The organism is Pseudofrancisella aestuarii (assembly GCF_003574475.2).
GTDB lineage: Bacteria > Pseudomonadota > Gammaproteobacteria > Francisellales > Francisellaceae > Francisella > Francisella aestuarii.
Genome location: NZ_QLIS02000002.1, coordinates 16,512 through 30,719, shown reverse-complemented (window position 1 = coordinate 30,719; position 14,208 = coordinate 16,512). Strand labels below are relative to the sequence as shown.

Below are 14,208 nucleotides of genomic sequence, written 5' to 3'. Positions count from 1 at the left end.
AACTAGCGTTTAACCTTTTGATAACTCATTTTCATGAAGAACAAAATTAAGAATATAATTACTATTGATAAACCTATAGCTGAAGAGTTTTCATCAAAGAAACCTAAGATCTCATTCATTTTTACAGAATCGACACTAAATAAGCTAAACATTTCTACTGATGCAATAACATAAGCTGCCACAACAACTATACATAGAACGATAATGTTATAATGCTTATATTTATTCTCTTTGATATTTAAGTTCAAAACTTTTGACATCATCGCTGCATCCACTGAATCAACAATAATCATTCCCGTAGCAAAAGCTATAGGTAAAAGCATAATATACCATATAGATAAATTATTAATTGCACTAACCGCTGCCATACCCAAAAGAGCAACTTCTGTTGCTGTATCAAACCCTAAGCCAAATAAAAATCCAACAAAATACATCTTATATGGTCTATCAATAGTTTTGACAACGGGTCTAAATAATTTAGATAATAAAGATGTTGCCTGATGCTGATGTCCGTGAACTTCTGATGAGTCTGCAGAAATCAATTTTGTCAAAGAAATAAGACTCATACTACCTGTTATAAACAAAAAGCAAACAGACATGAGAGTACCAAATACAGCCCCAATATTTAAAAAGCTAGCATTTTCCATATGAGAAAAACTAAAACCTAAAGCTATAAATAGTGTTAACAAGAAAACTATTGTTGAGTGACCAAGAGCAAAAAACAGTCCCGTCTTAAAACTAGCTTTATTCTCATTAACCAGCTGCCTAGTCACATTATCTATAGCCACTATGTGATCTGCATCAAAACCGTGCCTTAGACCTAGCATAAAAGCGATAGCTATTGTTCCTAAAATACCTACATTACTAGAAACAGCAAATAAGAAAACCACCCCTATTAAAGATATTAAAACAAAAAACAGCTTTGTCGACATCTTAGAAATCATAAGAAAACTTAAACCTCTTCAAGATTTAAAGTTAGAAAATGCGCTGAACAAGAAATACAAGGATCATAATTTCGTACAACCATCTCAGCATGTAGCCTTAACTCATCTTTTGGCTTATCTAAACCAAAAGCTTCTAGAGACATAACTAAGTTTGCTTCCATACAAGGTAAGTTCTGTGAAGTTGGCGCAGAAATTCTAATCTTCTCAGCTAAGCCATTTTCATCAACTTTTATATGATCTATTTGTATTCCTCTAGGAGCCTCAACAGCACCCCAAGCATCAGCTGCTTTTGTAGTATACTCAACATCTGGCTTTTCTGGATATGTATAGTTCTCACAGATTTTAAGCGCTCTTTGAATTGCCCAATACCCCTCTATAGATCTTGCGATTACAGAATGAAACATATTTCTACTTGGCCACTTCACACCTGTTGCATTTGCGATATCTTGGATCTCTTTTGGAAGTCTATCAAAATTAAGATTTAATCTAGACAGTGGGCCAAGCAATATTGGCTGACCATCATGAGTTGTTGAATGTAATGCAGTAGATTGAGGCGCATGAAACTCTCTAAAATGATCATCATAATCATCTATATGGAAATATTCACCATCACTTGTTGTCACATAATTAGAAAATACTGGATACTCTGACTCATGTCTTAGACTTACCATTTTAAAAGGTATCTCTTGCTCTGGAAAATCTAGTGTAGAAACCCAATTAATAATATCCTTAGCATCTTTTAAAGCATCTTGTAATTTTGGTATTAAAGCCTTTACATCTTTAACTAATGGAGCTTTATAAAATCCACCAACTTTCATACCATTTGGATGTACAGAACGTCCACCTAAAAGTTTAAGAATTTCATTACCTAAATGTTGTAGTTTCACACCTCGTGTAACCTCTAATGGATAGTCTTTAGCCATTTCAATTGCTGATCTATATCCTAAAAAATCAGGAGCTGCTAAAAGGTGGACATGCAAATAATGAGACTCTATCCATTCACCTAAAAACATTAAAAGTCTCATTTCCTCAATCCACGGAGTCAATGTAATATCAAAAGCTCTTTCATAAGCTCTAGAAAACCCTGCTTGGTATGCTAAAGGGCATATACCACATATACGAGCCACCGCATCGATCACAGCATTTGGCTCTCTTCCTTCTAGGAATTTTTCAAAATAGCGAGGCGGCTCATAAACTCTCAATTCGCATTTATCAACTTTACCGTCTTTAATTCTTAAATCTAAAGCACCTTCTCCCTCTACACGAGCCAATATAGGGACTTCAATTATAGTTTCTTGTGACATAACTATACTCCTTTAAATAGCTCAGCTTGGCTATTTATAAATCTGTATTTATCTTGAATTTGCTTATCTGATAAACCTAGTTCTTTTAACTTACTAGTCATAGCTTTAAGGTTTCCATACTTAGAAGTTCCATAACAACCATAACATGCTCTACCAAGTTTAGGACAAATTGCATCACAGCCATCTGCTGTTACAGGTCCAAGACAAGGCTCACCTTTTGTAACCATCACACAAGCAACACCTGCATGTTTACAAGTAGTACAAACAGGATCGACCACTTTTTCAGGCTCTACGCCAAATAGCAATTGTCTAATTGCTTTTAAAATTTGGGCCGTATTAATTGGGCATCCTGAAATTTCAAAATCAACGTTAACATATTCTTTGATAGCTTTCGCAGTTGGTAAATCTTCATCTATTATTACTTGAGTTGCTTGAGGATAAACATCATGCTGCCATCTAAGTAACTCTTTTGCGTCAGTATAGTTTCTTAGAGACTGAACACCGCCTGTTAAAGCACAAGCACCTATACAAACCAAATATTTAGATTTCTCTCTAATTTTTTCTAGGCGATGAATGTCATGCTTTGTATTAACACTACCTTCAATAAATGCTATATCAACGTCTGCAAATTCATCTAGAGGTCCCGCCTCTGCAAAATGCACGATATCAACCATTTGTGATAAAACCAATACTGAACCAGCATCATTTAGTAAAGCTAACTGACAACCATCACATGAGCTAAATTTATGTACTGCAATCTTTGGTCTAGGAGATATTGTTGCTAATTTATCTTGAGCTGACATAACTACACTCCTTTTATTGATAATAATTCTTTAACAGCAGGATATGCATATACCGCACCATCTTTACACACAAACTCTTTACCCATTTGGCAATGACCACAATGACCTATAGCACATTTCATACTTCTTTCTAAGCTAACAAATATTTGCTCCTCAGGAACTCCTACATCAGCGAATGATTTGGCTACATTTTTCATCATAATCTCAGGACCAACACTCATAACATAAGTGTTTTTATAATCTAGATTTAGATCCTCTACTGCTGCTGTAACAAAACCCTTATACCATTTCCATGGACCATGAGCTTCGCCCTCTGTTGCTGCTAATAGAACTTCTGTATTTGGCTGATTATTCCAACGTGTATATTTATCTTGATAAATTAGTCCATCCGAATGGCGAATCCCTTGCACCACATAGACTTTACCATAAGCATTACGATCTTTTAATATCTCTTCAGTAGCGGCAACTAGTGGCGCATTTCCTAAACCGCCTGTCATGATTACTACATCTTTACCTTTTGCTTGTTCAACTGGCCAAGAGCTACCATAAGGGCCTCTCACACCAATCCTTTCACCAGCTTTTAGCTTAGCCATGCCTTTTGTAACTCGACCAACAACCTGTATAGTATGTTCAAAGACATCAGTTTTAAAATCTCTATCATTTACTATTGAGATCGCTACTTCTCCTACCCCATACAAATAGAGCATATTAAATTGACCTGGTTGAAACTGATAAGTTTTACGCAAATCTTCATCAACAAACTGCAACCTTAATGTAAAAATATCTGGCGCATCTTGGATAAATTCTATAATTTCTGCCTCATGTGGTAGATATGCATCTTGCGGATAAATCATGATTATTTCCCTCCACAGATAGTGTTAATTTCTTCAGTCACATCAATTTTGACAGGACACCAAGTTATACAGCGACCACAACCAACACATCCTTTTGTTCTAAACTGTTCTTGCCACGTAGAGAACTTATGCGTTAGCCATTGGCGATAACGATGCTTTGGTTCTTCTCTATATAGCTCTCCATGAGTATAACTATGATCTAAACCAAAGCAAGAATCCCACTCTCTAGTATGTACACTTTCTTTACCATCTAATGACGGAGCTTCTTTTTCTGTATGGCAGAAACATGTTGGACAAGCCTGAGTACAACTACCACAAGATAAACATCTTTCTGCAACATCATCCCACTGTGGATGATCATGTGCTTCAAATAAAGCCTTTTCAACTGTAGCAATAGGTGGAATACTTTTTTCCTGCATTGAATATACGGCTTTTACCCTTTGTTCTGCTTTATAAGTCTGAGCTCCTGTAGCTGGTAACAACTGTAAGTTTAGAACCGCATCCCTACCTTTATCACTGCCAGACTCAACAACAAAACCGCCCTCAACTTCTGTCATAGCCAAGTCAAAACCTTTATCTGCATAAGGTCCATCGCCTAGAGAGATACAAAAACAGTTACTGTGAGCTGTTGTACAATTTGCAGCAACTATAAACATCTCTTCTCTTCTAGCTTTATAGCGCACATCTTGATAAGCATTTTCTATAAACACTCTATCTTGAATTTCTATAGCTCTTAAGTCACAAGGTCTTACGCCTAATACAGCATATTTTTTATTACTCAAACACTGCTTAAAAGCTAACTTTCCACTATCATCACGCGTCACTTTCCATAGAGGCTCTTTCTCTTCAAAAAGCATTGGCTTAACTGATTGTACTGGCACACTCCAAGCAAAAGCCTCTTTTCTATCTGTTTTACTCACCTTATAGTGAGCAGGTGATTGTTCATCAACATATCCCCACGGCAGCTCTTTAGCGCTATCAATATCATCATAAACAATAGCATCATCTCGTACAGCTGGCGCCTTCACCTGATACCCTTGTTTATTAAAATAATCTATTAAATCATCTAGCTTCTCATGTGCTAAAAAATAATAGTGACTCATAATTTCCTCCTAACAAATTCTAGGTAGCTGTTCGCCACTTAACCAATCCACTCGTCTTCTTCCACCAAAAGCTGTCGTCATAACCACTTGAGAGTTAGCCTCTTCAACAGTTGCTATAATTTGTGCTTGACTACCCAAAGGGTGCTTCTTAAGACAATCTAAAATCTTCTCTGCTTGGTCTGATTTACAAGCAATCAAGACTTTACCCTCATTAGCGATAAATAGAGGATCTAACCCCAACAATTCACAAGCTGAACTTACCTCTTCAGAAATAGGCAATGATTCTTCTTGTATATTTATACCAATCTTATATTTATCAGCCCACTCATTTAGTGTAGCTCCAATCCCACCGCGTGTAGGGTCACGCATAGCTTTTATACTACAGTCATTTTTATATAACGAATCTATAAGATCACTTAGCGAAGCTGTATCGCTTTTAACATCACAGTCAAAGCTCAATCCCGGCCTTTTTGACATCACTGCCACACCATGATCGCCAATTGATCCATTTATAATTATTTTATCTCCAGGAGCCAATATTTCTCGAGTAACGAAATTCTCATTTACCACACCTATACCTGTAGTATTTATAAAAATCCCATCTCCCTTACCTTTTTCGACTACTTTTGTATCACCTGTTACTAGAAATACTCCAGCATTTTCTGCAGCTTTTGCTATAGATATAACAATCTCTTTTAAATCTTTTAGAGGCAATCCCTCTTCTAAAATCAATCCAACAGATATATATAAAGGCTTAGCTCCACCAACAACCAAATCATTTACAGTTCCATTCACAGCTAGCTCACCTATATTACCACCAGGGAATATATATGGAGTTATTACATAACTATCTGTAGTCATCGCAACTTTACCATTTATCTGCGGCAAAATAGCCTGATCTTCTGATTGACCCAAATACTCATTATCAAAATATTTTTTCATCAACTGCTCTATCAATTTATGAGTGGATCTCCCACCAGACCCCATTGATAGATCTACAACTCCACTTTTAAAGTTCAACTTTACAGCCACAACTATCCTCCATATTGATAATGTGCTGCACAAGCACCCTCTGATGACACCATACAAGCTCCCATAGGCTGCTCTGGGGTACAAACCACACCAAATAGTTTACAATCTTTTGGCTCTTTTAAGCCTCTGATAATATCTGGACAAGCACACTCTTTATGCTCTAGCCCCTCAACCTTAGGAATATCAAATGCAACCTCTGCATCAAATCTAGAAAATTCAGGCTTTAGCTCCATAGCACTATTAGCAATACTACCCAAACCTCGCCATTCAAAATCTTTTCTGACTTGTAAATATTTAGATATCAAATCTTGGGCCAATACATTCCCATCAGGAACAACTGCTCTTGTATATTGGTTTTCAACACCTGTCTCATTTTTATTAATCATTTTCACAAGCATTAAGATTGATTGTAAAACATCAAGAGGCTCAAAACCTGCTATAACTATTGGCTTATTATATTGCTTAGCTACCTTATGATAGGCATTACTTCCTATGACAACACTCACATGAGACGGCCCTATAAAACCATCAATTTTGACTTCTTCTGTTAGGATTGCTTCCATCGCAACAGGAGTTAATACATGGTTACAAAATATATAAAAATTATCTAAATTTTTCTTAATAGCCATATCTATTGCCACGACAGTTGGCGGGGTTGTGGTTTCAAAGCCAATAGCAAAAAATATCACTTTCTTGGTTTTATTTTCTTCTGCTAATTTTAAAGCATCTTCTACAGAATAAATCATTCTGATATCAGCGCCTCTTGCTTTGGCCTTTATCAAACTATCTTGATGACTTCCTGGAACTCTTAGCATATCAGCATAGCTACAAAATATAACATCCTCTTGGCTAGCTAAGAATATTGCTTGATCGACTCTTGCGATAGGTAATACACAAACTGGGCAACCAGGTCCATGTATCATTTTTATATTTTTTGGTAATAAACCAGGTATTCCATAACGGTGTAGAGCATGAGTATGCCCACCACAGAATTCCATAAGATTATAATTAGTTTCTGGATTAACCTCTGCTTTTATTTGTGCCAATAAACTTGCAGCAACTTTAGGATCTCGAAACTCTTTAATATAATCCATATTATACCTACTCCTTAGCAAGCATTTCTTCAAAGTCAGCCAATGTTTGCCTTGCAACTTCTTGGTCTAATTTACTTAAAGCAAAACCAACATGCATAATCACAAAGTCGCCTATATCTACTTTCTCTGGCATTATGGCTAGTGAGATTTCTTTATGCACCCCACCAACGTTTACCGTAGCTTTATTATCTTCTTTAAGCTCTATAATCTTTGCTGGAATCGCTAAGCACATAATTTGTTTTCCTTTTGTAAAAGTTTAGCTGCCAACCATGCTTGCCCTAAACTAACTCCACCGTCATTAACTGGTACTTTTTCAGATATGTAGACCTTTAAATTCAGTAGCTTTAGATATTTTATTACTTGGCTCAACAATATTTTATTTTGAAAACATCCACCACTTAAAATTACTGTAGATGTTCTCTGCTCATCACTAGCTCTACCTATCCATTCAGCCATAGCAAGCGCCAATGTCCCATGCCATAAATCACTCGCCTGAGCTTTGTCTCCCACCTGTAAAACTTCTTTTATTAAAAGGGATAAATCCAGTTTATTATCCTTAGTTATACTAACTAACTCTTTTCTACATACAGGCTCTGATGCTAATGCTTCCAAGCGCATTGCTGCCTCTGCTTCATAAGTATTTATATGACAAATATCTAATAGGCTAGATACAGCATCAAAAATGCGCCCCATACTTGTAGTTACCGGTAAGCTATCATTACTAACAAGGGCTTTTTCCAAGGCTTCTGAACCTTTATACTTTTTAATGCTAGTGGGTATACTTATATTATAAAACTTACACAACGCTAAAGCTATTCTCCACGGCTCTTTTGCTACATTATCTCCACCTAAATATGGTACAGGTGCTAACTCACCCACTCTTTTGAAATTTATATTATCAATATCACAAGAATATAACTCTCCACCTCTAGCAACACCATCCTCACCCAAGCCAAAACCATCTAAAACTAAACCTATTGCCTGACCTTGTAAGCCATGCTCCGCTATTACTGCTGCTAAATGAGCTTGGTGATGCTGTATTTTATATATCGGTAAATCAAAGTTTTGAGCAAATTGAGATGTATAAATATCAGGATGCATATCACAAGCCATAGCTTTTATATCTGTATTAAATAGCTTCTGATAATGCGTTAAAACCTCATGATAATAATCTATATTGTCTTGACTGGCCATATCTCCGATATATTGCGATAAATAAGCTTGTGAACCATTAATCAAACAAAAAGTATTTTTTAAGAATGTCCCAGTTGCTAAAACATTATCTAAGTTTTCTGCTAGCTTTATGGCTTTTGGAACAAACCCTCTCGCTCGCCTAATCATCAAAGGCTTATCAGATATTACATGTAATACGCTATCATCACTTTTCATAGCTATTCTACGGTTATCCGTAACTATAACATCCGCTATATTTTTCAGCTTTTCTATAGCTTCTTCATTTTCAGCAATAATACTATCACCTGAGATATTAGCACTAGTAACCACAAGGACTATATTATTTGCCTCTTTTAACCAATCAACGCCTTTGGGTCTACCTAGAAGATTATAAAAAAGTAAATAATCCATCCCTGTTGCTGGCAGCATAAACCCAAGTTTATTTAGATTTGGCGCTATCTGCTCACTAAGTTTAGAACTCTTTTTATCCTCTAATATAACAATAGGTCTTTCTTGGGATTCTAATAATTCCTGCTCAACTTCATTAACATAAACATATTTCTTTATACTCTCAGTATTTAAAGCCATCAGAGCAAAAGGCTTATTTGGTCGATGTTTTCTCAACCTTAAATTTTGTACAGCCTCATTATCAAAAGCATTCACTACTAAGCGAAAACCATTTTGACTTTTTAAAGCCACTATTTTTGATGAGTTCATTGCCAATGCAATATCAGCAAATGAGCTTGATAATTCAGGCCCACACTTTTGACATGCTATCGCTTGAGCATGAAACCTCCTATCTAAAGGATTGCTATAAGCTTTTTGACAGTCATTACAAAGTGGGAAATCAATATAAGTAGTATTTGCTCTATCGTATGGTAAATCTTCGATAACGCTATATCTTGGGCCACAATGAGTGCAGCTTGTATATGGATATAAGTAATAGCGACTTTGCGGATTAAAAATATCATCTAAACACGAATCACAAATAGCTGTATCAGCAGGTATTCTAGTAGCAGAGCTACCTTGCTGAGTTTCTAAAATATTAAAATCTGTAAAATTATTCTCAGTTTGGCAAACTATCTTCTCAATAGTTTCTATATTAGCTAGAGGCGGTAGTTTAGCTTTCATTTCATTTATAAAGCTATCTGCATCCTGCTCATCACATTGTAGAACTATCTCGACACCATTTGGAGTATTTTGCACAGAGCCATTTAATCCTCGTTCTTTAGCTAAAGCATATATAAAGGGTCTAAATCCAACCCCTTGGACTATACCGTTGACAAGAATTTTTGTAACATAGCTCATTAAGTATTTTCTTTAATCTTAAGACTACAAACCTTTATAAGTTTTCAATATAGTCTAATACAATCTCATGATGATCTTTGGTTTTAAACTTATCAAACACATGTTGTATTTTACCTTCTTTATTAATAAAAAAGCTGATTCTATGGATACCATCATACACTTTACCCATAAACTTCTTCTCACCCCATACACCATATAGCTCAGCCACTTTATGATCTTCATCACTTAGAAGTTGTATTGATAAGTTATCTCTTTCTTCAAACTTTTTTAAGCGCTTTGTATCATCGGGACTAATTCCAAGAACTACTGTATTAAGCTTTTCTAGCTTCTTACTGATACCACTTAAACCTATAGATTGCACCGTACAACCAGGAGTCATAGCTTTTGGGTAGAAGTAAATTAAGACATTCTTTTTACCTTTAAAATCACTAAGTGATACTTGTTCATTATTTTGATTTTCTAGTTTAAAATTTGGAGCTATCTGCCCTTGTTCTAGTGTTTTCATGGATTCTCCTTTTTTATCTTTTATTCTTCACAAAAATTACTCTTCCAAATTATGATGTTTAAAAAATGACTTGATAAAAAGAGAATATTCTTTATCTTTACTTGCTTCATTTTTAAGTTCATCAAGCATTACTTTTCTATAACTAGCATTTTTAATTCTATAACAAGATGTTATTGCACGCTCTATGCTATTTATTTTTTCAAATCGTTTCTCAAGTAATTCTGGCCTATTTAAATTAATATCTTTAATTGTAATTTCTGCTCTTTCTGAACCATCTTTCTTAAACAGCATTTTGCCAAAGGCATAGAAAAAGTCTGCTGGCTCCTCTTCATATGGATTAATATATGGTAAGTCTTCATAGTACTTATCATTTTTTTCAACATTACATTTAGGACATGCATATCCTAGGTTATTCCAATCAAACTCTAAATTTTGATATTTAGATTTAGGCTTAATATGTTCTACATGTGCATAATCTATATGTGATATTTTACTTTCGCAATACATACATTTGTCTGAATTAGACTCTTTTAAAGCTTGCTTGTTTGTAGGGTGTTTATAGTTTTTATTTTTTAGTGCTTTGGGGTATGGACAGAACTTTCTATCTATTTTAATCATCTATACCCTCCGCAATGCATTGAATTGCATATGGTAATAATTTTTCTAAACCAATTTCAGATAAGTCTTTTCTTAATTGATTCATGCTATTTTTATCTATAGCTGTACTACTATAACGAGAAATTATTTCTTTTAGATCTTCTTCTACCCATATAGGCATTGTAAATGAAACACCTAGGACTTCATCTAAGATTTCAGAAGCTGTTTTCGCTTCACCAAGTAGGTCTAATTTTTTAGAACATATCTTTCTATTATTATCATATACTAGTGCATAAATACTAGAGTCTTTTACTGATCCCACAACTAAAGGGCTATGGGTAGATACAATAAACCTTACTCCTGGAAAAGCATTTAGTAGATTTTGTAGTATAGATCTTTGCATTATTGGGTGAAGATGGTTTTCTATCTCATCAATTATTACAGTAAACTCAGCATTTTCTTTTGTGGAGAACATGAATATTTGCCAAGCAATATCTATTAGTGCAGTTATCCCTCCAGATACAGTTTCTAACAAAAACTCATCTTTTCCATCATTACATACAAAAACAATTTCCATGTTTCTTATTTCTATTTCTTCAAATCCTAAAGTATCAGGAAGTATTTCTTTTAATACTTTTTGAAAACCTTCAAAAAAATCACTTTGTTCAGAATCTCTAGGCATAATTGTTTTATAATTATTATTAACACCATAACCATTGATAGCCCATCCAATTAATGTATTTTTCATAATAAAACTAACTGAATGATTTTTTCCACCTGAGTATTGTTGTTTGCTCAAACTGTTGACTTCCTTGAAAGCCATTTGCTTATTTTTTTTAGCCGTTGGAATGTTTACCAAAGGTTGGTACCTAAATATAGATCTGTGAGAAGGGATGTAAAAACATTTTATTTGTTGTTGCTTTTTAAGGTGTAATTGATATTGCACACTATTAGAATTTGGCATCTCTATATTACAGATATTATTATTTGAATATTCTATTTGTCCTAAATTAGTCGAATTGCTTTTATATGAACTATTAATAATACCTGTTTCTTCCTCTTTTTTTGGAGTGGAAAGTTTCAGTGAATCCCAATTGTCGTGTTCAGCAAGTAAATTAAGAATAGTTGTTTTGCCACTTCCATTTGCACCAGTTATGATAGTTAATCTATCATGAAAAGAGATATCTATATATTCAAACTGCTGCCAGCATCTAATATTAATGTTTTTAAAATGCATTATTAAAAATTCCTATATGTTTTATCAGTTAGCAGAAGACACAAGTATAAGAAAGTTTTATATTCATTATTGTTTTAACGATCTCAACCAATCCAACCAGCTATCAAAACCTTCTTCTGTTTTTACAGAAAGTTTAAAGATCTTTGCATCTGGTCGAATTTTTCTAATATTTGCCTCACATGCTTCAATATCAAAATCAACATATGGCGATAGATCAATCTTATTTATTATTACCGTATCCGCATAGAAAAACATATCTGGATATTTTAAAGGCTTATCAGCACCTTCAGTAGTAGAGATAATAGCCACGCGATGCTTTTCACCTAAATCAAACATCGCTGGGCAAATCAGATTCCCAACATTTTCAATCATCACAAATCCATTATCTGCAATATCCAAATGCTCAAATGCATGACCAACCATATGCGCATCAAGGTGGCACGCTTTGCCCGTATTTATCTGATATGCCTGAGCTCCAGCTTTTCTTATCCTATCTGCATCAATCTCTGTATGCTGATCTCCCTCTATAACTACTACTGGGAAGCTATCTTTTAATTTTGCGATTGTTTTCTCTAACAGGGATGTTTTACCTGATCCTGGACTAGAAACAAAGTTAATTGCTAGACTATTATAATTTGCTAAATACTCTCTATTACTCTGTGCATACTTATCATTTTCATCAAGTATCGATTTTTCTAGCTTTGCTATATCATGCCCATGATGATGATCATGATTATGATGGTGATGATCGTGATCATGATGAGTATCATTCGTACCACAGCCACAAGTTGTACACATATTACACCCCTCTTATTTATAAATTATTGACTCAACTAATAGCTCTTGCCCTTTTAAGATTTTTTTATCATAACTTTCACACTTAGGACACGACTGATATAGCTGAGATAAACCATATATTTCTGAACAATTATTACACTGCGCTTTGCCTTTCTGATACTCAAGTCTTAGTTTAGCATCCTTTATATCAGTATCTTTTACAGCTACAGGAAACCAGAAACTTAAAGACTCCACATCTACACCAGCAAGCTCACCGACTTTTAAAACTATTTCTTTAACTAGCCTATTTTCTTTTTGAGCATTATCTATAACTATATTTGCTATATTCTGACACAAAGAAAATTCATGCATACGACTAGACATTACCTATAAGCTTTATATATTAATTTTAACATATAACACGCTGTTATTTATTGCTTTATCTCTTTTATAATGGTTATATACTGCTACTTAAATGATAGAAAGAGGATTATAAAAATTGAAATCTAAAAGTATAACTAATTATATTCTCTTATTTAGTATAGCTTTGATATGGGGCTCTCAGTTTATGTTTAATGACATTGCTCTTGAGAGTAATATTAGCCCTGTGATAATTGCTATGTCTAGGTCTATTATTGGAGCAATAACTCTTTCTATAATTTTGTATTTTTCTAAAGAAGAGAAAACCTCTATAGATTTCAAAACCTACTTTATTTTGTTTTTAGTTGGTCTTTTTGAAGCCACCATTCCTCTTTTTCTTATAATCTGGGGACAACAAGAAGTAGATAGCAGTATTGCCGCTATTCTAACCTCAACTGTTCCTTTATTTGTGATTGTATTAGTCGCTATTCTAAAATTAGAAGAAATGTCTATAAATAAAGTTTTTGGAGTTATTCTTGGCTTTATAGCTATTGTAATACTACTTGGACCCAAACTTGCTAATGTTGATATAGGAAATATGAGTCTGATATCTAACCTAGCTGTATTATCAGGTGCTTTTAGCTTTGCTATAGCTCTTATCCTTATTAAAAATATCTCTCACATCCCACCAATCAGAAGCTCTAAAATAATCCTAACTTCAGCATCAATACAGCTCGCTATACTAGCTTTGATAAAACATGATTTTGTATATAGCAATGTCAACTTATCACTAAAGAGCATTTTAGCAATCTTAGCTCTAGGAATTTTTGCTGCTGGGATAGTTTACTTACTCTATATAGAGCTAATCAAAAAAGCTGGTGCTGTATTTACTTCTTTTAGTAATTTTTTAATCCCTGCTGTTGGATTGTTTTTAGGCGTTACTTTCTTAGATGATAAGTTAGAGCCATCTACATTTATAGCCTTATTCGTACTACTTATTTCTCTGTTCTTAAGCAATGGTTTATCACTCAGAAAAATAAAAAATATTATACTCAAAAAGAAATAGACTACTATCTCAACTTAGACAGAGCTATGTCAGCCATATATATTTGTTATT

General features: G+C 34.3%; 15 protein-coding genes. 1 reads left to right on the top strand and 14 read right to left on the bottom strand.

Annotated elements, in window-relative coordinates; all coding sequences use genetic code 11:
- Window positions 1-2 precede the first annotated feature (2 nt).
- The 14 genes from DNK87_RS04120 to hypA all read right to left on the bottom strand — a co-directional run bounded on the left by DNK87_RS04120 (window position 3) and on the right by hypA (window position 13,115).
- Window positions 3-944, bottom strand: coding sequence for a HoxN/HupN/NixA family nickel/cobalt transporter (locus tag DNK87_RS04120; protein ID WP_244614610.1), 942 nt, complete (start codon window positions 942-944; stop codon window positions 3-5).
- Between the two features lie 8 nt (window positions 945-952).
- Window positions 953-2,248 carry a Ni/Fe hydrogenase subunit alpha gene (locus DNK87_RS04115; RefSeq protein ID WP_071663352.1) on the bottom strand — a complete coding sequence of 432 codons (1,296 nt, stop codon included), beginning with the start codon at window positions 2,246-2,248 and terminating at the stop codon, window positions 953-955.
- Between the two features lie 2 nt (window positions 2,249-2,250).
- Window positions 2,251-3,051: an NADH-quinone oxidoreductase subunit B family protein gene (locus DNK87_RS04110; protein WP_119329652.1), complete on the bottom strand. Its 801-nt coding sequence runs from the start codon at window positions 3,049-3,051 to the stop codon at window positions 2,251-2,253.
- A gap of 2 nt (window positions 3,052-3,053) precedes the next feature.
- Window positions 3,054-3,905 carry an FAD/NAD(P)-binding protein gene (locus DNK87_RS04105; protein ID WP_119329651.1) on the bottom strand — a complete coding sequence of 284 codons (852 nt, stop codon included), beginning with the start codon at window positions 3,903-3,905 and terminating at the stop codon, window positions 3,054-3,056.
- Between the two features lie 2 nt (window positions 3,906-3,907).
- Window positions 3,908-5,008: a 4Fe-4S dicluster domain-containing protein gene (locus DNK87_RS04100; protein WP_119329650.1), complete on the bottom strand. Its 1,101-nt coding sequence runs from the start codon at window positions 5,006-5,008 to the stop codon at window positions 3,908-3,910.
- Window positions 5,009-5,017: 9 nt separating this feature from the next.
- A complete protein-coding gene (gene hypE / locus DNK87_RS04095) occupies window positions 5,018-6,040 on the bottom strand; it encodes a hydrogenase expression/formation protein HypE (RefSeq protein WP_119329649.1) in 1,023 nt (340 codons plus the stop codon).
- 2 nt (window positions 6,041-6,042) lie between these two features.
- Entirely contained in the window at window positions 6,043-7,134 is a 1,092-nt protein-coding gene (gene hypD, locus DNK87_RS04090; protein ID WP_119329648.1) for a hydrogenase formation protein HypD, read from the bottom strand.
- A gap of 7 nt (window positions 7,135-7,141) precedes the next feature.
- Entirely contained in the window at window positions 7,142-7,366 is a 225-nt protein-coding gene (locus DNK87_RS04085; protein WP_119329647.1) for a HypC/HybG/HupF family hydrogenase formation chaperone, read from the bottom strand.
- A complete protein-coding gene (hypF, locus tag DNK87_RS04080) occupies window positions 7,357-9,615 on the bottom strand; it encodes a carbamoyltransferase HypF (protein WP_119329646.1) in 2,259 nt (752 codons plus the stop codon). The genes DNK87_RS04085 and hypF overlap by 10 nt, the downstream gene beginning before the upstream one ends.
- A 34-nt stretch (window positions 9,616-9,649) precedes the next feature.
- The gene (gene bcp, locus DNK87_RS04075; protein ID WP_119329645.1) at window positions 9,650-10,120 is read right to left on the bottom strand and encodes a thioredoxin-dependent thiol peroxidase; all 471 of its coding nucleotides are present in this window, start codon (window positions 10,118-10,120) and stop codon (window positions 9,650-9,652) included.
- A gap of 36 nt (window positions 10,121-10,156) precedes the next feature.
- Window positions 10,157-10,738, bottom strand: a complete 582-nt coding sequence (locus tag DNK87_RS04070) for an HNH endonuclease (protein ID WP_119329644.1) — start codon at window positions 10,736-10,738, stop codon at window positions 10,157-10,159.
- Complete coding sequence (locus DNK87_RS04065; protein ID WP_119329643.1) at window positions 10,731-11,954, bottom strand: AAA family ATPase; 1,224 nt, start codon at window positions 11,952-11,954, stop codon at window positions 10,731-10,733. Before DNK87_RS04065 ends, DNK87_RS04070 begins: the two co-directional genes overlap by 8 nt.
- Window positions 11,955-12,020: 66 nt before the next feature.
- Entirely contained in the window at window positions 12,021-12,752 is a 732-nt protein-coding gene (gene hypB, locus DNK87_RS04060; RefSeq protein WP_119329642.1) for a hydrogenase nickel incorporation protein HypB, read from the bottom strand.
- Window positions 12,753-12,764: 12 nt separating this feature from the next.
- Entirely contained in the window at window positions 12,765-13,115 is a 351-nt protein-coding gene (gene hypA, locus DNK87_RS04055; RefSeq protein ID WP_119329641.1) for a hydrogenase maturation nickel metallochaperone HypA, read from the bottom strand.
- A gap of 115 nt (window positions 13,116-13,230) precedes the next feature.
- On the opposite strand from hypA, the gene DNK87_RS04050 reads away from it, so the two are divergent.
- Window positions 13,231-14,157, top strand: a complete 927-nt coding sequence (locus DNK87_RS04050; RefSeq protein ID WP_119329640.1) for a DMT family transporter — start codon at window positions 13,231-13,233, stop codon at window positions 14,155-14,157.
- The last annotated feature ends 51 nt before the right edge of the window (window positions 14,158-14,208 follow it).

What these genes read in the sequence shown, in the direction of transcription:
- DNK87_RS04120 (WP_244614610.1), bottom strand. Translation starts at nt 944, where the DNA reads ATGATTTCTAAGATGTCGACAAAGCTGTTTTTTGTTTTAATATCTTTA.
- DNK87_RS04115 (WP_071663352.1), bottom strand. Translation starts at nt 2,248, where the DNA reads ATGTCACAAGAAACTATAATTGAAGTCCCTATATTGGCTCGTGTAGAG.
- DNK87_RS04110 (WP_119329652.1), bottom strand. Translation starts at nt 3,051, where the DNA reads ATGTCAGCTCAAGATAAATTAGCAACAATATCTCCTAGACCAAAGATT.
- DNK87_RS04105 (WP_119329651.1), bottom strand. Translation starts at nt 3,905, where the DNA reads ATGATTTATCCGCAAGATGCATATCTACCACATGAGGCAGAAATTATA.
- DNK87_RS04100 (WP_119329650.1), bottom strand. Translation starts at nt 5,008, where the DNA reads ATGAGTCACTATTATTTTTTAGCACATGAGAAGCTAGATGATTTAATA.
- hypD (WP_119329648.1), bottom strand. Translation starts at nt 7,134, where the DNA reads ATGGATTATATTAAAGAGTTTCGAGATCCTAAAGTTGCTGCAAGTTTA.
- DNK87_RS04085 (WP_119329647.1), bottom strand. Translation starts at nt 7,366, where the DNA reads ATGTGCTTAGCGATTCCAGCAAAGATTATAGAGCTTAAAGAAGATAAT.
- hypF (WP_119329646.1), bottom strand. Translation starts at nt 9,615, where the DNA reads ATGAGCTATGTTACAAAAATTCTTGTCAACGGTATAGTCCAAGGGGTT.
- bcp (WP_119329645.1), bottom strand. Translation starts at nt 10,120, where the DNA reads ATGAAAACACTAGAACAAGGGCAGATAGCTCCAAATTTTAAACTAGAA.
- DNK87_RS04070 (WP_119329644.1), bottom strand. Translation starts at nt 10,738, where the DNA reads ATGATTAAAATAGATAGAAAGTTCTGTCCATACCCCAAAGCACTAAAA.
- DNK87_RS04065 (WP_119329643.1), bottom strand. Translation starts at nt 11,954, where the DNA reads ATGCATTTTAAAAACATTAATATTAGATGCTGGCAGCAGTTTGAATAT.
- hypB (WP_119329642.1), bottom strand. Translation starts at nt 12,752, where the DNA reads ATGTGTACAACTTGTGGCTGTGGTACGAATGATACTCATCATGATCAC.
- hypA (WP_119329641.1), bottom strand. Translation starts at nt 13,115, where the DNA reads ATGTCTAGTCGTATGCATGAATTTTCTTTGTGTCAGAATATAGCAAAT.